20 protein-coding genes and 1 riboswitch are annotated in these 19,667 nt (G+C 40.4%); of the genes, 16 read left to right on the top strand and 4 right to left on the bottom strand.

Features of this window, described 5'->3' with window-relative positions:
- Positions 1-346: 346 nt before the first annotated feature.
- The 15 genes from HOO90_RS03100 (at position 347) to HOO90_RS03030 (ending at position 14,136) form a co-directional block, all read left to right on the top strand.
- Positions 347-1,408 (top strand): site-specific integrase, encoded by a 1,062-nt coding sequence (locus HOO90_RS03100; RefSeq protein WP_292839352.1) that lies wholly within the window; start codon positions 347-349, stop codon positions 1,406-1,408.
- Between the two features lie 2 nt (positions 1,409-1,410).
- Positions 1,411-2,019, top strand: a complete 609-nt coding sequence (locus tag HOO90_RS03095) for a hypothetical protein (protein ID WP_292839350.1) — start codon at positions 1,411-1,413, stop codon at positions 2,017-2,019.
- 106 nt (positions 2,020-2,125) lie between these two features.
- Complete coding sequence (locus tag HOO90_RS03090; RefSeq protein ID WP_292839348.1) at positions 2,126-2,446, top strand: hypothetical protein; 321 nt, start codon at positions 2,126-2,128, stop codon at positions 2,444-2,446.
- A 2-nt stretch (positions 2,447-2,448) separates the two neighbouring features.
- Complete coding sequence (locus tag HOO90_RS03085; RefSeq protein ID WP_292839346.1) at positions 2,449-2,826, top strand: hypothetical protein; 378 nt, start codon at positions 2,449-2,451, stop codon at positions 2,824-2,826.
- A complete protein-coding gene (locus tag HOO90_RS03080) occupies positions 2,819-2,965 on the top strand; it encodes a hypothetical protein (protein WP_292839344.1) in 147 nt (48 codons plus the stop codon). The genes HOO90_RS03085 and HOO90_RS03080 overlap by 8 nt, the downstream gene beginning before the upstream one ends.
- A 2-nt stretch (positions 2,966-2,967) precedes the next feature.
- The gene (locus HOO90_RS03075; RefSeq protein ID WP_292839342.1) at positions 2,968-3,717 is read left to right on the top strand and encodes a plasmid recombination protein; all 750 of its coding nucleotides are present in this window, start codon (positions 2,968-2,970) and stop codon (positions 3,715-3,717) included.
- Positions 3,718-3,922: 205 nt separating this feature from the next.
- Entirely contained in the window at positions 3,923-4,390 is a 468-nt protein-coding gene (locus HOO90_RS03070; protein ID WP_292839340.1) for a zinc ribbon domain-containing protein, read from the top strand.
- A 135-nt stretch (positions 4,391-4,525) separates the two neighbouring features.
- Entirely contained in the window at positions 4,526-4,675 is a 150-nt protein-coding gene (locus HOO90_RS03065) for a hypothetical protein (protein ID WP_292839338.1), read from the top strand.
- A 600-nt stretch (positions 4,676-5,275) separates the two neighbouring features.
- Entirely contained in the window at positions 5,276-7,732 is a 2,457-nt protein-coding gene (gene pgaA / locus HOO90_RS03060) for a poly-beta-1,6 N-acetyl-D-glucosamine export porin PgaA (protein WP_292839336.1), read from the top strand.
- Positions 7,733-7,766: 34 nt separating this feature from the next.
- Complete coding sequence (gene pgaB / locus HOO90_RS03055) at positions 7,767-9,701, top strand: poly-beta-1,6-N-acetyl-D-glucosamine N-deacetylase PgaB (RefSeq protein WP_292839334.1); 1,935 nt, start codon at positions 7,767-7,769, stop codon at positions 9,699-9,701.
- 39 nt (positions 9,702-9,740) lie between these two features.
- The gene (gene pgaC / locus HOO90_RS03050) at positions 9,741-11,018 is read left to right on the top strand and encodes a poly-beta-1,6-N-acetyl-D-glucosamine synthase (RefSeq protein ID WP_292839332.1); all 1,278 of its coding nucleotides are present in this window, start codon (positions 9,741-9,743) and stop codon (positions 11,016-11,018) included.
- Entirely contained in the window at positions 11,011-11,466 is a 456-nt protein-coding gene (pgaD, locus tag HOO90_RS03045) for a poly-beta-1,6-N-acetyl-D-glucosamine biosynthesis protein PgaD (protein WP_292839330.1), read from the top strand. The genes pgaC and pgaD overlap by 8 nt, the downstream gene beginning before the upstream one ends.
- Before the next feature lie 309 nt (positions 11,467-11,775).
- A complete protein-coding gene (locus tag HOO90_RS03040; protein WP_292839328.1) occupies positions 11,776-11,952 on the top strand; it encodes a hypothetical protein in 177 nt (58 codons plus the stop codon).
- Between the two features lie 180 nt (positions 11,953-12,132).
- Positions 12,133-12,218, top strand: a riboswitch (cyclic di-GMP riboswitch).
- A gap of 188 nt (positions 12,219-12,406) precedes the next feature.
- A complete protein-coding gene (locus HOO90_RS03035; RefSeq protein WP_292839326.1) occupies positions 12,407-12,883 on the top strand; it encodes a hypothetical protein in 477 nt (158 codons plus the stop codon).
- A 239-nt stretch (positions 12,884-13,122) separates the two neighbouring features.
- Positions 13,123-14,136 carry a serine protease gene (locus HOO90_RS03030; RefSeq protein ID WP_292839324.1) on the top strand — a complete coding sequence of 338 codons (1,014 nt, stop codon included), beginning with the start codon at positions 13,123-13,125 and terminating at the stop codon, positions 14,134-14,136.
- A gap of 36 nt (positions 14,137-14,172) precedes the next feature.
- Here HOO90_RS03030 and HOO90_RS03025 read toward each other — a convergent pair whose 3' ends face one another.
- Together HOO90_RS03025 and HOO90_RS03020 are read right to left on the bottom strand one after the other, a co-directional pair.
- Positions 14,173-14,400 (bottom strand): hypothetical protein, encoded by a 228-nt coding sequence (locus HOO90_RS03025; RefSeq protein ID WP_292839323.1) that lies wholly within the window; start codon positions 14,398-14,400, stop codon positions 14,173-14,175.
- Between the two features lie 161 nt (positions 14,401-14,561).
- Positions 14,562-15,857 (bottom strand): outer membrane protein transport protein, encoded by a 1,296-nt coding sequence (locus HOO90_RS03020; protein WP_292839322.1) that lies wholly within the window; start codon positions 15,855-15,857, stop codon positions 14,562-14,564.
- Between the two features lie 242 nt (positions 15,858-16,099).
- On the opposite strand from HOO90_RS03020, the gene HOO90_RS03015 reads away from it, so the two are divergent.
- The gene (locus tag HOO90_RS03015) at positions 16,100-16,999 is read left to right on the top strand and encodes a crotonase/enoyl-CoA hydratase family protein (protein ID WP_292839320.1); all 900 of its coding nucleotides are present in this window, start codon (positions 16,100-16,102) and stop codon (positions 16,997-16,999) included.
- Between the two features lie 6 nt (positions 17,000-17,005).
- Here the strand turns inward: HOO90_RS03015 and HOO90_RS03010 are convergent, their stop codons facing one another.
- Together HOO90_RS03010 and HOO90_RS03005 are read right to left on the bottom strand one after the other, a co-directional pair.
- Positions 17,006-19,207 (bottom strand): ATP-binding protein, encoded by a 2,202-nt coding sequence (locus tag HOO90_RS03010; RefSeq protein WP_292839318.1) that lies wholly within the window; start codon positions 19,205-19,207, stop codon positions 17,006-17,008.
- A gap of 8 nt (positions 19,208-19,215) precedes the next feature.
- Entirely contained in the window at positions 19,216-19,656 is a 441-nt protein-coding gene (locus tag HOO90_RS03005; RefSeq protein ID WP_292839316.1) for a response regulator, read from the bottom strand.
- Positions 19,657-19,667: the final 11 nt, after the last annotated feature.

Here is a 19,667-nt window from a genome sequence, read left to right as displayed (position 1 = left end):
GCTCATGCTTGGTTAGAGCAGCGGACTCATAATCCGTTGGTGCTGTGTTCGACTCACAGAGGGGCCACCAATTGAAACAAGGCTTACAGCGATGTAGGCCTTTTTCTTTTTTAACATTTGGCACACTTTTGGCACACCAGACCAAAGTAACATCTCATTTAGACCGTTGCCCGATAGTTGAAATCGTCGTAACTGTGCCAATTTTGTGCCTGATAATATTTTAATAAAATAAATAACTATTAATACAGGTAGTTATGTAAATTAACGCTTGGATTGCTAATCCGTTGTTGTTATTTATTGCTCAGTGTTGTATGCTTTTGCCATTGTTTGAGTGAGGGTGAAAGTGATGGCAACTTTTAGGAAGCGCGGAGATAAGTACCATGTCCAAGTTAGGCTCAAAGGTCAAGAGCCAGCAACAGCGAGTTTTGAAAGGTTATCTGACGCAAAAGAGTGGGCGGCTAAGGCTGAAACAGAAATTCGAGCAGGTAAGTATTTCGGCCAAAGTAAGCGTCGTACTTTTGATGACCTTGTTGAGGAGTACAGGCCTCATGCCAAAGATGTTAAGCGCCTTGAGTACTGGCAATCAATATTTGGCAGTTATCGTTTAGCTGACATTACTCCTGAGCGTATAAACAGGCAGATAAAAACATTAGAGTCGGAGGACACCACCCGCTACTCAACCCTCCCAACCGGTAACGCAGAGAATGATGCTAAAAGAACACGAGCGAAACGCACCGGCGCAACTGTAAACAGATACATTGCGGCATTGTCATCATGCTTTTCTTATGGAGTGAAACCACTTCAGTGGATAGAACGTAATCCATGTGAGCGTGTTACTAAACCAAAAGAAGGTGATGGGCGAGTAAGATTTTTGAGTGACGATGAGCGCCCCCGCTTACTTGATGCCTGCCGTGGACATGGCGACCTATATTTGGCTGTGGTACTAAGCCTCACCACCGGTGCGCGCCAAGGTGAGATTATGACCCTACGCTATGGACAGATTGATTTTAACCGCAAGGTCATAACCTTAAACAAAACTAAGAATGGCGACAAGCGCGCACTAGCGCTAGTGGGTGAGGCATTTGAACTGTTACAGGCACGTTCAAAAGTCAGAAGCCTTACTGATGATAGAGTGTTCCCACCAACAGCTAAAGCAAAAAAAGCAGAGTGCCTAGACCTGCGCCTACCTTGGGAGGTCGCCCTGAAGGCGGCTGGCATCAAAGATTTTCACTGGCATGACCTACGACATACAGCCGCAAGTTATCTAGCCATGAGCGGAGTATCTTTGGTTGAGATAGCAAAGGTATTGGGGCACAGAACGCTTGCTATGGTAGCCAGATATGCGCACCTCAGCGATGAACATATTGTCGCAACTGGTGAGAAGTTGGCCGCAAGGCTCGGAGTTTAAGTATGATTAAAAATAAAATAAATCAAATTAAAGTAGACGTTTTGATACAACCCAATGCTATTAAGTGGCTGAATAAGCCTTGTTGGTCGCTTGGGGAGGCTCACCTTTTGTTATACGGCCTAGAGCCGGTAAGTACCCGTTCTACAATATTTCCTCCAAAAGCTAACAATGGAGATGACGTTGACCTAATCAATAGGTCAATCATGGCGAAAGAAATCTCACCTCTAGGATGTGATGAAAATGGTGAAGCTGTATATCGGCCAAGTGATTTAATTGGAATAGCGGAGAAACTGAAAATTGGTATCTGGGATATTTGGAGTGCGTTGTTACGTGAAAAATTAATCAAGGAGCAATGCGAATCAAATAAGACAAAATCAACAAGAACTGACGCTTTGACGGCTGTAATTGATTTGGCCGTATCAATGGCAACAGAACCAGACGATACTAATAGCGCATGGATTGAATTTAAAAAAATGGCTGAGGGAAATACGTACCCACCCCTGCTGGAATTTATTGAGGGCGAGGGAGTTAAATATGAAACAGATGACGGCATTAAAATTCTATCAAAAAAGAACTTTTCAGACAGATTGAGGCGCGCCAAGTCTCGCTAATGCGCGCTAGTACTTGCCACAGCGCGCTTCTAAATACACAGCAAAGAACTACAAATACCATTCACTTATCTTAAACAACGGCCATAAGCCGAAAGGTAATAAAGTGATGGAAAATCAGACTAAAGTAGCAGAAACAAAACTAATATCCCGCCCATTAATTCAGCAATCATTAATCCAAACGTTATTCACTGTTGAACAGTTCGCTGAAATTCAGCCTGCCTTTACACAATCAGCACTGCGCAATTTGATACATGGCTCTGAGGCACGTAAATCAACCCAAGGCGTAATTCATGGTAATGGATTGCTAGAGTGTGGAGCAATCGTCCGCGTAGGTCGTAAGGTGCTAATTGATGCTGAGAAGTTCTTACATTGGGCGAAAGAGCGCGGCGCTCAGGATGCTCAATCTCGCATAGTGATGGGAGTGTAATCATGGAACATACTCCACCACTAGCAAGACTAGGAAAAACAAAAGCCGAAGGGGTGTTGGACGCACCCGCGACGGCTAATGAAATTACTACTAAGAACCAAAATGGTATCACAAAAAATCAGACAATGTTGTCGGAGTTCATTCAAGCTGGTAGGCGTGGGCTTAACCGTTTTGAGGCTAATAGGCATCATCATGACTCAGTCTTAAATACAACAATATCGGACCTTCAGAAAAAGTATGGCGTGTACTTTTCGAGAGAAATGGAACGAGTGCCAAACTTCAAAGGTACTAAAACCAGCGTCATGAGATATTGGCTTGATGATGTGAATATGGCCATAGCAATTGAGGCGTTAGAAGCTGAGGAGTCACGCAATGACTAATACAGAAGCATGGCTCACACACCTCACTTTGCTGATAGAGCGCTTTTCTTACCTTGGCATTAGTGCTGATATAGCTACACTTAGTTTGATAGAGCTGTGGGCGCTATATTTGTACTTGTCACGTATGGCTGAAGGTTAATCATGGCTTCTAGCCACATCATTAGGCTAGGCAAGATTAGAGGTGAAAATGGTGTGTTAGTAGCACTGAAGCACAATAAGAGAGCCTTGCCAAAGGACAAGGCTCATATTGATTCTAATCGTACTCACCTAAATTACTCGCTTGCTAGTGCTGAAACACCGGAAGCGCTTGCCCTACATGCTAAAGTCCAAATGCTCAAGGCAGGCATAGAAAAGCCTCGTAAGGACCAAGTAAAAGCAGTTGAGGTGATATATAGCTTGCCAAATGAACGACACAATCAAAACACTAAGCAGTTTTTCTTGGACTGTTATGACTGGACAATTAAAACATTTGGAGGTGAATTGCTATCATTTGAAGTACATTTGGATGAAGCGGCACCACACGCACACGCAATAATTTTACCTTTGATTGAAGGCAAGATGCGAGGGAGTGCCATGGTAGGAGGCACTGCTAACTTGATGAGATTTATTAACAAGTTTCATGCTGATGTTGCTCGCAATTATGGAATGAGCAGAAGCAAAGCTCGACTGTCTAAGGAGGAGAAATTGGCTCTTGAGAAGTTGATTATTGCTCGCTTAAAAGATGACCCTGTGATGCTCTCTAACGCATGGCCATTTTTTCGTGACGCCATTCATAAAGACCCTTTGCCTTGCGCGCAGGCTCTCTCCATTGAGTTACCACTAGCAGTAAAGAAGGATAAATCATTTATTGATATTAAGCGCTCCAAAGGTCGTGGTAGCTTTATCCGTTGAAGCATATATATGTTTTGATGCCTGAAATGGTCTCTAAGCATATGCTCTGTATATGCTTCCAATTCTAATCACTGCTAGTGGATACCTTCAAACGCCTCCCGCCAATGTCACCCGTATTGAAAAGTTATTGCTAAGTTTAGGGTCACATAAATTTTGTTGTACTATTAGACGGCAGTTACAAACAACAATAACTAGGAGGTTAGAGATGGCGTTAGTGAAGTGTCATGAATGCGGTAAAGATGTAAGCACGGAGGCAAAAGTTTGCCCTTCATGTGGAGCCAAGGTAGTTAAACCTAAAGAGCCAAAGAAACCAATGAGTCCTATTATTAAGTACTCACTTTTAGGAGTGGTCGGATTTATTTTTATTAACACTTACTTACAGAGCCAGTCGCCTGAAGATGTGGAAGCAAAGGCCAATCATGAAAACATTGGTATGGCCGAAGTGGTTTGTAAAATGGCTTTCGAGAAGAATGCCAAAAATCCTGACTCAGTTGACTGGATTAGAGCGGAGCGTCAATTTCAGTTCACTAACGCAGAAAAGACAACCGCAATATCAACACAGCCTGTTAGAGCAAAAAACAGTTTCAACGCAACTGTTAAGAGTGTGGCAGTGTGTGAGCTAGAGAAAAAGGGCGACAAGTGGGAGCTTGTTAGCATCAAAGAGCAAAAGTAATAACCCCCGCAATACCATGACCCGCCTCGGCGGGTTTTTTCATTTCAAATGCTACTTATTTTGGCGCACATCTAATTATTGAAAGCGCTAACATTGCTTTGCGGTACATACAAACAACAAAGCAAAGGGTCAATTATGAACGTAGAACAAACAGCGGGTGAGATAGAGTTCCTAACAGAAATTATTAAAATCTTTAGAGGCCTGTCTCCACAACAACAGCTTGAGGCCATCAAAGATATGGATGACCTGCGTAGTCAGTTTGAAAGTAATCCGCCACAGCCATAGCATGAGAGGCTTCATCTGAAGCTACGGCAAGCGCTACAGACGCGTTAATTCATCGGTGGTATTCATAGTTAGTTAAGTCACATGAAGCGCTCAGGCGGAGAGGCATGTGTATCAGTGGACATGTCCATAAATGTCATCATTTGTCATCATTAGTCACGGGTATGAGCAATCAAAAGCAATCAAAAGTCAGCAAAAGTCAGCATGTGTCGGCGGGCGATTAATTCTAGTCTTGAAGTTGGCACACTTCTGGCACACTTGAGTCAAAAAATCTAAAGAAGGTGGGAACAATCGACAATAACCAACTCATTGATTCAGTTGCTTTAGTTTATTGTGGAGTTATGGTGATTTATTTATTTGCCCGACTCATAATCCGTTGGTGCTGTGTTCGACTCACAGAGGGGCCACCAATTAGTACGACCTAGAGAGAATTCTCTAGGTCGTTTTTATTTTTGATTAGTAGTAATTATCTCAAGCCATCGTTGCTTTCTGCATGACTCATTAATTATTGGCACGAAATATGCTTTATTTTAAACTAAAACCAAAATTATGGTGAAGTTGAAATTTGAATATTGTTATTTATTCGTTTGAAGGTGTACAGATTTGCAATTTATTAAGTATGCAATTATTAAAATAACCACGCTATTGTTGCTAGTCTTAGCTTTAGCTGTGCCAGCCATGGCGGCAGAAACTATTAGTGAAAAATTAAGTTTGGGTGAGCGACGTCAAGCGGCATTGCAATATGCGCGTGATGGTAAGTTTGATGTGGCGATACCAGCGCTTATGACTCTGGTAAAGGATGCGCCAAAGGATGTCGGCATTAAAGCTGATTACATTGTGATTCTTACTTGGGCAAAAAAAGACCGAGAAGCCCTAGCCGAAGCAAGCGGTATGGATGCAAAAGCAATACCTAACTATTGCTTGAACGCGTTAGCAAAGGCAGCAAGAAATACTAGTCAGTACAGCACCGCAATTGCATATTATGAGCAGCTAATTTTACTTGAGCCGAGTAATCTCGATTCGGTACTAGGGAAAGTTCTTGTGCTCATCGATACTGAGAAATTTGTCGATGCCGAGTCACTTTTGATGAAATTACGTCATCAGCACCCAAATAATGTTGATGTTTTACGTGCCGTATCATATTTGGGTCAGCAATCTAAGCAGCCCGTAATGGTGATTGATGCAAACACTCGTTTATTAGTGTTAAATCATCAGGATCTTGATGCGGTTCGTGCATTGGTTAAGGCAACACGAGAAGCCGGGGCTATTCAACAGGCATTAAAATTAGCAGAGCAGTACCCAAATGTGATTAATCAAGATGAAATCGATAAAATCAACAACGACAGTGCTGCGAATTATATTTCATGGGGTCATTACAGCCCGAAAAATCCTAGTGAAAGATTTGCTGATACAGATAAAGCATTAGTTAAGTTAGACGAAGCTTGTAAATGCGACTGGAATAAGCTGGACTTAAAGTCAGGTATTAACCAGAATTTAATATTTGACCGGATGCTAGCCTTGCGCGACAGGTATCGTATGCAAGAGGTTATCACGCATTATCAGTATTTACTTCATTCAAACGTAGATATGCCTGCTTATGTTTTAAATGCAGCTGGCGATGCCTATTTATATAAACGGATGCCTGAACAAGCCATCAAAATTTATGACGCTTCACTCGCCAAAGTGCCTGACAATAATGAAACTAAATTTTCCAAGTTTTATGCCTTGGTTGAATTGGAGCGGTTTGAGGATGCCAGAACACTTATTGAGAATTTATCCATAAATACTGCCGCCTATAGGCAACGGCCTAAAAACCCTGTCATTCGTGCAGATGAGAACAAGTTGATTATTGATAGTAAATCCTTCTATTTAAGTGCTTATGGTGACGATTTAGCAAGTGCTGAAAGGCAGTTTCAGGCGTTAAATAATATTGGCCCGATGAGTAATGATGTCAGAATGGCATTAGGTGAAATTTGGCGCTGGCGTGGTTGGGCTGAGCTAGCGGAAAAGCGATTTTCTGAGATTGGTCAGGATTACCCAGATCTATTGAAAGCTAAAATTAATTTGGCTGAAACACTTTTGGATTTGCAAGATTGGCAAGTTGCAGAAAATCTAATTTTGCCAATAGTAAAAGAGTATCCAGAGAATGCTTCTGTACAGGCACTTGAGCGACGTTGGCTACTGCATAATAAACGTCAATTTAGTCTAGATGGATTTAGCAGTCAATCTTCCGGATCTACGTTTGGTAGCCGCACTCAAGGCTTGAATGCTGTTTTGTATTCTAGCCCAATTAATTATAACTATCGGGCTTTTGCAAGCGCAAAATATAACCATGCCACCTTTGTTGAAGGTTCGGGTAATGTCAGTTATCCAGGTGTCGGTGTGGAATACACTAAACGAGATTGGCGTTTAACGGGCGAAATAAGTCAGGCGAGTTTATCAAAAATCGGAGTTACTGCGGCAGTTACAGCAGACTATCGATTAAATGATCATTGGTCTTTCGCTACCTCATTAGAGGCTAATTCTACACAAATGCCGCTTCGGGGTTTAAAAACAGGTGTAAGTGGTGACTTATTAAGTGCGAATACTCAATATCGATGGAGTGATTTAACCCGTGCATCTGCAGGTGTCGGGTATTTGAATGTAAGTGATGGTAACCACCGAAAATCACTAAATTTACAATTTGATAGGCGGTTGATCACACAGCCACACTATAAATTGACGACACATTTACGTGTGGACGCCTCTAGTAACAGTAAAAATGATGCTATCTACTTTAATCCAGAGCGTGATTTAGACACTAGCATAGTGCTTGATAATGAATGGATATTATGGCGTCGCTATGACCGTTCCTTTAATCACCGCCTGCAAGTTGGCGCTGGAAATTATTGGCAGAAGAATTTTGGTTCGGATTCCACTTGGATGGTAAGTTATGAGCAAGGTTTCAAACTGGACGACAGTTTTGAAGTTAACTATGGCATAACTCGAAGTCGCCACCCATACGACGGAACAAATGAGTATTCAACCCAATTTTTTACTAGGTTAAACCTACTTTTTTAAAATGATCAAAAAAATAATTTTTATAATTTTGCTAATGTTAAATGCCTGCGCTTGCGCAGCATCAACTATTGATGCAAATAATACGTTTGAGGTGTTTAGTTATCATGACGTTAGAGACAATGTCGATGGTGATTTAGAGCAAGAAACCACCACCATCTCAACGAAAAACCTTGCACGCCATTTTGCTTGGATGCAAGCGCATGGCTACCATCCCATAAGTATTAACGACATACTGGATGCGTCATCTGGTAAAAAACAATTACCTAGCAAGCCAGTTTTGCTGACATTTGATGATGGTTACGAAAGTTTGTATTCACGTGTATTTCCTTTGCTTAAGTTATATAACTATCCAGCAGTTTCAGCTTTAGTCGGCAGTTGGTTGGAAGTTAAAGCAGGTGGAAATGTACACTATGGTGATGAACTTGTGCCACGTGAACATTTTTTATCAAGTGCACAAATAAAAGAAATGTCAGATTCTGGTTTGATCGAATTTGCATCACACAGTTTTGATTTGCATCGAGGGGTTCAGGCGAATCCACAAGGCAATCAGACAGCGGCGGCCGTTACTTTGCAATATGACACAGCTAGCCAGACCTATGAATTGCATGAAAACTATCGTAATCGCATTAAACAAGATTTAAATAAAAATAATGCTGTCATTCAGAGTATTACGGGAAAATCTCCCCGGGTGATGGTGTGGCCTTATGGCTGGCACAATGACATTGCATCAGAAGCTGCAAGTCAAGCAGGCATGCCAATTATGCTAAACTTAAGTGAAAGTGAGCAGGCACATGCAAATAACCTAATGCATGTTGGACGGTTCTTAATCGTTGGCAATCCTACAGAAATGCGACTGGCTGAGATTGAAAATCATGAGCCAGTTCTGGATAAACAGCGCATCATGCATATCGATTTAGATTATGTATATGATGACAGTGCTGAACAAACGGCTAAAAATCTAGATTTACTTTTAGATCGTGTGAAATCATTAGCGCCAACAACGATTTATTTACAGGCGTTTTCAGATAAAAATGGCGACGGTGTAGCCGAAGCGGTTTATTTTCCCAATCGTCATGTTGCCGTGCGTGCAGATCTGTTTGGTCGTGTGGCGTGGCAACTGATGACACGTGCGAACGTTAAGGTCTATGCCTGGATGCCAGTACTTGCTTTTGAGTTAAAAGACAAGCAAAAACAGAACTTGCTACAAGTGGTTTCAGCACAATCCTTGGTTGATAAAGCTGCCTACAAGCGCTTAACACCCTTTTCGTCAGAAGCGAGACAAATTGTCAAAGAGATATACAGTGATTTAGGTGCTTATACTAAGTTCAATGGAGTTCTTTTTCATGATGATGCGGTGTTTTCAGAAGATGAAGATGATAGCGAATATGCAAGAGCTGTCTATTTGAAAGATTTTAAACTGCTTGGCCTCACAATTGCAGAAATCAATCAAAACTCTGATGAAGCTAAAAAGTTAACAACATTAAAAAGCCAGCACCTTACTGACTTTACATTGGATTTAGCCAAAGAACTCAGACAATATCAGCCGGAATTAAAAACAGCGCGTAATTTATACGCATCGGCATTGCTAAATGTAGATAGTGAACGTTGGTTAAATCAAAATTACCCAAATTTTATCTCGGCTTATGATTACACCGTCGTAATGGCTATGCCATTTATGGAAAATGTTGTAAATCCAGAGGCATGGTTAAAGTCTTTAGTAAAACAAGTAAAGCTGACGAATAGCGGGTTACAAAAAACAGTTTTTGAGCTACAGGCAAGGGATTGGAAATTAAAGCGTGCTATCAATACAGAAACATTAAAGCGTGAATTGCAAGTGCTTGCGGAGGCTGGCGCTAAACACATGGCTTACTATCCAGATAACTTTTTAATTAATCAACCCGAAATAGAGGTCATTCGCCCATATATTTCGTCACGAAATTTCCCCTATTTACCTAAAGAAAATAAATAAGGGTTGGCGCTGATATGAAAAATAAGGACATAATTTAAGATGTGGTACCAAAATATAACTGATTGGCTACTTGGCTTCGCATTTTACTACCCACTTTTTATGGCTTATTTGTGGATGGCGGGTGCACTCTATTTTTATTTCAGCAAAGAACGGGGTGAGCCACTCTATGATTCTCCACCAATATTGCCAGAGTATCCGCAGGTCAGTGTTTTGGTGCCATGTTTTAATGAAGGTGAAAATGCCTATGAAACCATAGGTGCATTGCTTGATTTGAACTACCCAAACTACGACATTATTGCTATTAACGATGGAAGCAGTGATAACACGGCCGACATTATCCAAGATATTGCCTCTAAGCATTCTAAGGTCAAAGTAGTTCAATTGGCGAGTAATCAGGGCAAGGCAATGGCCCTAACAATGGGCGCTATGTTGTCTACCAGTGAGTATCTTGTGTGTATTGATGGCGACGCTGTGCTTGATGCCAATTGCATTACCTGGATGATGCGGCATTTTATCTCAAGTTCAAGAGTGGGCGCGGTGACTGGTAATCCAAGAATTCGTAATCGTTCAACGATGCTTGGCAAATTGCAAGTAGGCGAGTTTTCATCCGTTATTGGGCTTATTAAGCGTGCCCAACGTGTTTATGGTCGGGTGTTTACAGTTTCTGGCGTAGTCGCCGCATTCCGTAAATCTGCATTACACGAAGTTGGGTACTGGAGTACCAATATGGTGACGGAGGATATCGACATCAGTTGGAAAATGCAAACACACTATTATGATGTGCGATACGAGCCCAATGCCCTTTGTTGGATACTCATGCCAGAAACGTTAAAAGGACTTTGGAAACAGCGCGTACGTTGGGCACAGGGCGGTGCAGAAGTGCTGCTGAAATTTAAGGATATTTTCACAAACATAAAAAAACGCCGCATGTGGCCCGTTTATATAGAGTTGGTAATTAGTATTATTTGGGCTTATGTAATGTGTGCTATTTTCGTGCTGTGGGGTCTAGGATTGTTTATAACCTTACCCGCCTACCTTCATATTAATACCATTGTCCCAGAATGGAATGGTGTGTTACTTGCCATGACTTGCCTTTTGCAATTTGCCTTAAGTTTATTTATTGATAGTCGCTATGAGCTAAAAATCCGCCGATACTATTATTGGATGATTTGGTATCCCATGTTGTTCTGGATGCTCACTGCCGCTACTACTGTAGTTGGTTTGCCAGCTGCAATATTTAAAGATCGAAATAAACGTGCAACTTGGACGAGCCCGGATCGCGGGATTCATCAAAAATTAGGACAACAACATGACTAGAACATTAATCATTGAAAAACCCGAATTGCAATCACAAGCGCATCGATATGGATGGAGTTCGATTACTTTTTTGTTTTGGTTGTTATATATCTATTTATGGTTACCTTTTATTACTCTCGTTGCATGGTGGGTAGGGGTGGAATTGTTTCACCTGCAAATGGTGGAGCTAAATGGATATGCGGGTATAGTTGAAAAATTAGGTTTATATTCAGCCATCGTAGTCATCATCAGCATCGTGCTTATAGGCTGGGCTAAAATAGAGCGTTATCGTTTTAAAGATTCAATTCGCAGAAATGGCTACACCACTGTGCCAGTTGGAGAAGTCGCAAAAGTATTTGAGCTACAAGAATCACAGTTGACCGAGCTTAGAAAACAAAAATCAGTAATCGTACATTTTTTTGATAATGGCAAGTTGGCTAGCGTGGCAGACTCTAAATTGACCATGTAAATTAATCCTTCGGTAATTTAAGGCGTCACCTAAAATAAGGGGCATAGATATTTCTATGTCCTTTATTTTTTCGGCAATCGCTTTATTAAACGGCAGCCTAAATGTATTTATCACCCCATAAATAATGACGACAACTCAACGTTAGTTATCATTTTTCAACGAATCTTTTAAATAAACTATATTTAAATCACATTAAATCAATGAGTTATATTTAAGCTTGCAGCTTATTGGTGTTGGCACAGACTTTGCATATTAATAATTATTGTAATTATTAATCTAACTGTTTAAAAGTCGTAAAGGATCATAAAAATGATTAGTAAAAAAGTAATCGCTAAGAATAGTAAAGTTGTTAACGGCCAAAAAAATAATAGAGCATTAAGCTTGTTGCTAGATGATATGGCCGTATGGTTTCCATTTCCTTATCAAGATGTTGAAGCGATGGTAAATCAAGAAACTAAAGGATTTAGAGCAAGTAGAAGCGCATAAAACAATTTGGTAGGTTTGATAACGTGACAAGATGAAAGCAATTGACTTTGGAATGGCTGGTCGGGTTAAAAACGTTAACTTAAAATGAGCAGAATGACCGCTTATTTAGAAAATTGTGCCGTTTGTCAGCTAGTCGCACGATTACTTGATTTCAGGGAAATTTACCAGTAAAGTGTAGTCGTAGTTTAAGGGCAAACCTGTTGAAAAGCAGGGACGCAAAGTTTCCGATCTAAGGGCCAAGTGCCTATGATAGCGGAACCGCCGTTTACCGCAAAAGTAAATGTACTCGGCTCGCCTCCCAATGTTTTTGGTTTTTCCCTTGTTATTAACAAGGGTGGATTTGATATTTATAACTTATGTTCCGTTGTGAGTTTGTAGTTTATTGCTCAGAGTTGAATGGACGTTTTAGGTTGAAAATCTACTAATTAGAAATTAATTAGATAGGGGATTAAAAATGACTCAATATAAATTTTTATTTAACAGCATTCTCGGTTTTATCTTTGCACTACTTTCGTTTGAAAGTTTAGCTTTTTCATCCGTTGCCATTGTAAAAGGGCACTCGCAAGCAACATTTTATAGCTCATACAATTTTGAGACACAAAAGGAAGCGAATAAAAACGCAATAGCAGGTTGCCGTGAACAAGCGAAAAAGAGTGGGCTAGAAAACTTAGCAAAAAATTGTGTTGTAGTTGAGGAATCTAACGTGCCTGGCTATGGTGCAGTTGCCTGTGGTGATCATTGTGCTTGGGCATTAGGTTACTTTGATGCCAATGAAGCTAAACAAGCCGCGTATTTTGCATGCAGTGAAAGCTATCAAAACTGCAACGAAACTGATATTAAAAATTGGGAAGATTTCAAAGGCTTTAAGGGCTTCAAGAAAGTGGATTCTCCAATCAATATTCAAAACAATACGCAAGAAACAAGGCTCTAAAATAGGCGAGTTTTCAATTAAGCTCTGGACCTGCACGGACGATGTAAATAAATCAGTATTAATGAAAAAGCCTCTAAAGAACATTCTTTAGAGGCTTTTTCTATTTGTAAGAAAAAGTTTATCCATAGTCTGATGGTTAAATATTACAAGAATGCTGAACCTTTAGCCAATTTGAATGCCGTATTCTGACGATGCAATTAGTGCAGTCAGTTTACTTAAATTCAAATTGGAATTGAAAGATGAAAAATTATTTTCTGCTTGCCATCGCTACTCTCTATGTTTCAAATGCAAATGCACAACCAGGCATTGTCGAAATATTGGCCCTAAATGATTCACTAGTACAAGTATCGGTGGAACTGCCAAATGGCAACACTGGCAGCGGTTCTGGCGTGGTCGTAAGCAAAGAATACGTGGCGACCAATTGTCATGTGCTGGCAAATGCGAAAGGTGCCAGCATTTCAAAGTATCGTGATAGCCATAGACCTATTGCGCTGAAGGCGGATTGGAAACATGATTTATGTCTGCTGAAATTTGATGGTTTGCCATTTAAGCCAGTTGCCATGCGTGATAGTTTAAATTTGCAATACGAAGAAGAGGTATTTAGTCTAGGTTACCCAGTCGGCAACAATGTTCCACAACCTTCATTTGGTTATGTTAAAGGTTCATACCCTTTAGATGACAGTGTAATTATTCGTACAAATGCTGCTTTTGGGCTAGGCTCAAGTGGTGGAGCATTATTTGACCAGCAATTTAATTTAATTGGAATTACCAGTTTTAAAAGCCCGGGTTCCCAAGGCTATTTTTATAGTTTGCCTGTAGAGTGGATAAAACGCTTATTTGATGCCCCTGATATAATTTCACTGAACACAAATGATATACCATTTTGGGCCTTACCCTTAGAACAAAGGCCTTATTTTATGCAAATAGTGATTCCCTACCAGAATCACGAATGGGCTTCCTTAAAAGAAATTGCTCAAGCCTGGACAGGACAAGAGCCAAGGTCGGCGGATGCATGGTATTTTTTAGGGCTAGCAGAAGAAGGTGAGAGTAGAATTACGCAAGCCAAAGAAAATTTCACTAAAGCTCAACAACTTAATACCCGTCACTTAGATGCAATGATTGCATTATCCAAAATTGCTTATACACAAAGTGATTTAAGCGCCCTTGAGCAATTGAAAGCGCAAATTTTACCGATAAGCCAGCTACAAGCAGAAGTTATAGCAGAAAAAATTAGTGATCTAAAAAATCATTGAATTAATTAACAACGGGTAATTCGGATGTGGATAAATTTAGTCAATATCATCCGCATCGTGCGAAACCGGATCTTTTACAGATTTCGCCTGATCAGGCTCGTATCCAGCGCTCTCTAGCTTAATTCGATATTCACACGTAGGCAGATGTCCTTCTAGTCTGCCGTTGATAATGGTTGTTTCTTCTTTGCAGTAAGTACAGCGATACTTGTGTGTTTGGCCTTCAATGTGCTCTTGAGGGTAGTCGATATAAAATAGTTTTTTCATTTTGCGTCCTCCAAAAAGTCGGATGTGCTTGCAGTAATCAGTATAACAATTAAATGCAAAAAGAATTACAACTGTATTTAGAAGTAAGTTTCTTTGCGAGTTAGGCCGCTGTAAATAACAAAGCCCACCAAAGTGGGCTTTGTTGTAACTACTAATTGTTATTAGAAATTATGCGTGTATTGAGCGCTTAAAATGTCGACGCTACCATCAAAACTGCCGCGTAATCTTCCGCTGTTAAATGGTGCAGTAGGACTAACAGCGGTTTGATTGTCGTCAACTTTTGCATCGTTGATAAATAGATGCGAATAACCTAGATCAAATTTAGACGCAGGCGTTAATTGATAACTGACACCTAATGAGAGCCATTTTCTATCATTACCCGGAATACGCGCAGTGCGAAATTTATCATTAATCGCTTCTTCGTCAAACGCCAAACCCGCGCGTAATTTAAGTGTGTCGTTATACTGATAACTTGCACCAATAGAGTAACGTAGCGTGTTCTCCCAATTTTCAATGGTATTCGTTAGCAATTTTCCACCGTCACGATAAACGGCTAATTCTTTAAACTGGCTCCAGCGTGTCCAGGTCACATCGCCCATCAAGTCCCATTTGTCATTTACGTGGCTAAAAGCGCTGACAGAAAAATTTTCAGGTAACGTTAAATCAGCCTTGACTCCACCATTTGGTGTCGCTGCCACAAGTGGGCCAGGCAACCCAATAGGACGGCTAAACTTAACATTGCCATCTAAATGCTGTTCAACCTTAGAGCGATAAGCCACGCCAATTCTGGTGTCTGCCGTTACTTGGTAAATCGCGCCCAAGTTCACACCAAATCCCCAGTCGTCACCTTTTACTTTTACCGAACCTTCTCCAAACGGACCAAAGTTAACAGCGCGTGTAAGTGTAGCCTCTGCGCGCATGACAGAAACGCCCAAACCTAGCGAAAGCTGGTCATTGAGTTTGAAAGCAATTGAAGGGTTGATGTTGATGGTTTTGACCTCAGATTTATCCGCTTGAAAGCGACCAATCCACTTATCGTCATATTCCGTTTTAAGGCCAAAGGGTGCATTTAAGCCTAAGCCGAATTTTATGGTGTCGGTTAAGTCGCGTTTGTAATAAAAATTAGGCACAAAAGCTAGGTCGCCTGCGTTGGGACCCTCGCTACCTATAGGTCTAAAAGCTGTTTGCGCAAAATTAATGTTTGCAGGTATAGAGCCCTGATCATTAAATTCCGCATTCGGTTTAATCAAATGAATCGCACCCACAATCTGTGTGCCTTGAATATACGTCATGCCAGCGGGGTTAAAGAATATCGTGCTGGCATCTTCAGCGGCGGCAGCACCTCCTGCAAAAGCATTTCCCATGCCACTGGCGCTTTGCTCAATTAACGCAAAACCCGCTGCCTGACTGGCGATTGGGCTAGACAACATCGCAAATGATAACAATAATTTTTTCATAATGGATTCGATTTTCTTTAGTTAAAAGGTACAGAAAACAAAAAAATAACACATCAAGATACTTTTTGATACATGTTTGTAACAATTTGATGAAATCATAAGGTGTTGCAATTTTCCAACATATGCTGAGGAAAATTTGTAGTTAAATAAAATCATTTGCTTGAGAGGTGTATTTTTTAAGCCTATAGTTGCAATTGTTAGTTCTTTTTATTCAATAACTTTAATCATTTAAGGGGTTTAGTATGAACACTATTGTAGATTTTAATAAATTTAGCATCTCAAATTTTCAACAAATCAACACACGTTTTGATAGTGAATTCGGTGTGATGTGGTCTATCATGAACCCCGAACCACGTCCTTGTTTTAATAAAATTTGCTTAAACGATTTATTGCAACATCACACCTATTTGCAAAATTCAAAAGGGAGAATAATTTCTCAAGGTGTGCCACAACAAGTTAATTATTTGGTTTTAGCATCAAATATTGAAGGAGTGTTTAATTTGGGTGGTGATTTGTCCGTATTTAGACAGTTAATTCAAGCGCAAGATAGAGATCATTTATTTGAATATGCAAAGCTTTGCGTCGAAAATTTATGGACTTTTTATAGCATGGAAGCTCCTATAACTACTGTTGCTTTAGTACAAGGTCAAGCGATGGGTGGTGGTTTTGAATCTGCCTTATCCGCTCATGTGCTGATAGCTGAAAAAAGTGCAGTAATGGGTTTACCTGAAGTGTTATTTAATTTATTCCCAGGTATGGGGGCGTTGAGTTTCTTATCACGTAAAGTTGGTATGAACGTTGCTGAAAAAATGGTGCGATCAGGTAAAATCTATACAGGTGAAGAGTTGTATCAAATGGGCGTGGTCGATGTACTGGCAGAAGATGGTCAGGGCGAGTATGCACTCAATAATTGGATTAAAAAGAATCATAAATCATTGAATTCCTTCCAAGCAATTAACCGAGCTAAACAACGCGTTAATCCATTAACAGCAGAAGAGCTTTTTGATATCACTGAAATTTGGGTGGATGCTGCATTGCGTTTAGACGAACGCAACTTAAAAGTAATGGAACGTTTGGTGCGTGCGCAAAACTCTAAAGTGAATGCAGATGTGGCACACGTGCATGAAAAGCAATCCGCTTAAGATGAGTTACTTGTTTAGGGCTGCCTCTGGAAGTCTGAGGTAGCCTTCTACGCTGGCGGTAAGTTGAGAGAAATCATTATTGAGATGTTCTAACATTTCAAGTGTTTGGGTAGCATTGGTCGAAGAGTTTATTTTGCCAAAGACCTCTATGGTATTTGCGAGTTGAGTAGCACCAACACTCAAGCTGTTGCCTTTTAAAGCATGGCAGTAATCTTGCAATGCACCGAAATGTTTTTGTTTAAGTGCTTCATTTATTTTAGTGATTTGTTTTGCAGAATCATTTAAATAATTTCTAAGCAGCCTGTGCATAAATAGATCATCCCCAGCGCCAATTTTCTCAAGTTCTTTTAATGTTTGCATATCAAGCGCAGGATGCTCATCCAAAGCTGCGTATCGGATGTTCACGGGTGAATTTAGAGCATTATTCATCCACTGAGTGGCGGTATTAGGCGCTAAGTCAAGAATACGCTCAATCGTGCTAAATAATGTGGCAGCGTCAATTGGTTTTGTTAAAAAGGCGTCAAAACCAGCATCACTCGCCATTTCTCTAGCTGATAACGTAGCATCTGCAGTAAATAGAATAAAGCGTGTGTCGTGGTCATCTGGTTTAGTAAATCTATAAAGTTTTAACGCGTCGGCACCATTCATCCCCGACATATTCAAATCTGTGATTACTAGGTCAAATTTCCGTTGCTCTAACGCATCAAGCATTTCATCGGCATCAACCACAATTTCGACTTGGTGTCCTGGCAAAGAAAGCAGGCGGGTAATAATTTTTTGGTTGGTACTTTCATCTTCACAAACCAAAATTTTAAGTGATTTACTAAACGTATTTAATTGCGTTTTGTTAATCGGCTCAATCGATGCAATCGTAAGTTTTTCTGAGGATGAATCACTCTGATCGACTGATTTAAGTGGCACTTCATCTACCTGCGTTTTTTCTAAAGATAATACAAACCAAAAATGACTACCCACGCCTTCGGTACTTTGAAAGCTTAGTGTACTGCCCATCTCTTCTACCATGTGTTTAGCAATGGTAAGCCCCAAGCCGCTACCACCAAATTTACGTGTTGTGGAGGAATCGGCTTGAGTGAAACTTTCAAATATTTTATCTTGCTTATCCGTTGCTATACCTACGCCAGTATCGGCGACTTCGAAACGAACGGTTGCGTTTTTGGCATCCTCTTGCAACACCGTGGCCGAAATGGTCACGCTCCCCTCTAGGGTAAATTTAATGGCGTTGCCTAATAAGTTAGCCAGCACCTGACGTAGTACAAAAGCATCACCGTTGAGTGTGCCTAGTGATTCAGTAACACTGGCGCCTAATTGAACGCCTTTACTATTGGCTTGTGCCTGAAATATTTCTAATGTTTCATAAACAGCTTCTTTGGGTGAGAAAGCAACATTTTCAATAGTGAATTTACGTTCTTCAATTTTTGTAAAATCGAGTACGTTATTAAGTAGAGAAAGCAGGAGTTTAGAGGAACTCTCTAGTGTTTTTAGCAAATCTCTTTGGTCTGCATTCAGAGGTGTTGTTTTAAATAGTGTACTAATGCCAATAATGCCATTGAGAGGTGTGCGGATTTCATGACTCATATTGGCAACAAATTGTGTTTTGGCGATACTGGCATCTGCTGCTTTTTGCCGCTCAATTTCAACTTTGTGTGTCGTATCATGTAAACGTGAAATAAGCTTTGCAACGTAAAGTGGCAGTACAATAAGCATTGCAATCAGACTGTAACCGATGGTTTGGTGTGTTTCCCAGTATGGACTTAAGTTAGTTGCAACAATAAAGCCAACAAGACTGAGCGCTTGTGCATGATAGAGATATTTTTTCCCGTATCTAAAGCCATTACCAAAAATCACCCATAAATACACCGCTACTAGCATCACGCCAATATCCGCTGTTAGTGACATAAATACGGACACTGCCACCATGTCAAGCCAAGCCCCTGCTAATCTACGGGAAACAGGGTTGAATTTATTATTAAGTATGGTAGAAATAAGCAGAAGTGAAAAGAGTGCATAAACAAAGAGAATGACAAATGCAATTCTTTCTGGTTGGCCCAGTGCGTGAGTAAAATGACTATATGTAACTAAGCCGAAAATTACAATCGCAGCAGGGATTCTTATATTTGCCTGCTCAAGTTCTAATGGGTCACATTTGAAGGCAGCATTTTTGTACCAGTTTTTAATTGATTTCAGCATGATTTACCCTAATTCACTTGTGCCAGACCGTATTGGTATTTGCTTTTTTCTAGCAATGTTTTAGCTATGTTTGCCAATTCTTGTGTTTGAGCTGGTTTCGTTAAGCAGGCCGATGCTCCGGCAGCAAGTAATTCTTGATGAACGCTTTTATCTTTAATTGCAGTGACGACAATAATTGAACGCAATAAATCATGCCCAGCACTTTTAATGGCTTGCACAAATTGCATTCCATTCATTTGCAACATCCGAAAATCAGTAATAATCAAGTCCACTTGTTTATTTTTCATCCATTCTAGCGCTTCAACTGGGTCAGTCATTTTGACAATTTTGAGATTCATTTTTAGTGACTTCAAAATTGCCGCATGAATATCTAATACTGTTGATTGGTCATCAATCAATAAAGCGGTTTGCCTAAATTTAGGCGCACTTCGTATGCTGCTAACACTCATTGAAATTGCAA

Origin of the sequence: Methylotenera sp., assembly GCF_013141425.1 — a bacterium.
GTDB lineage: Bacteria > Pseudomonadota > Gammaproteobacteria > Burkholderiales > Methylophilaceae > Methylotenera.
Note: the sequence above shows the minus strand (reverse complement) of the source record. Positions and strands in the feature narration are given on the sequence as shown.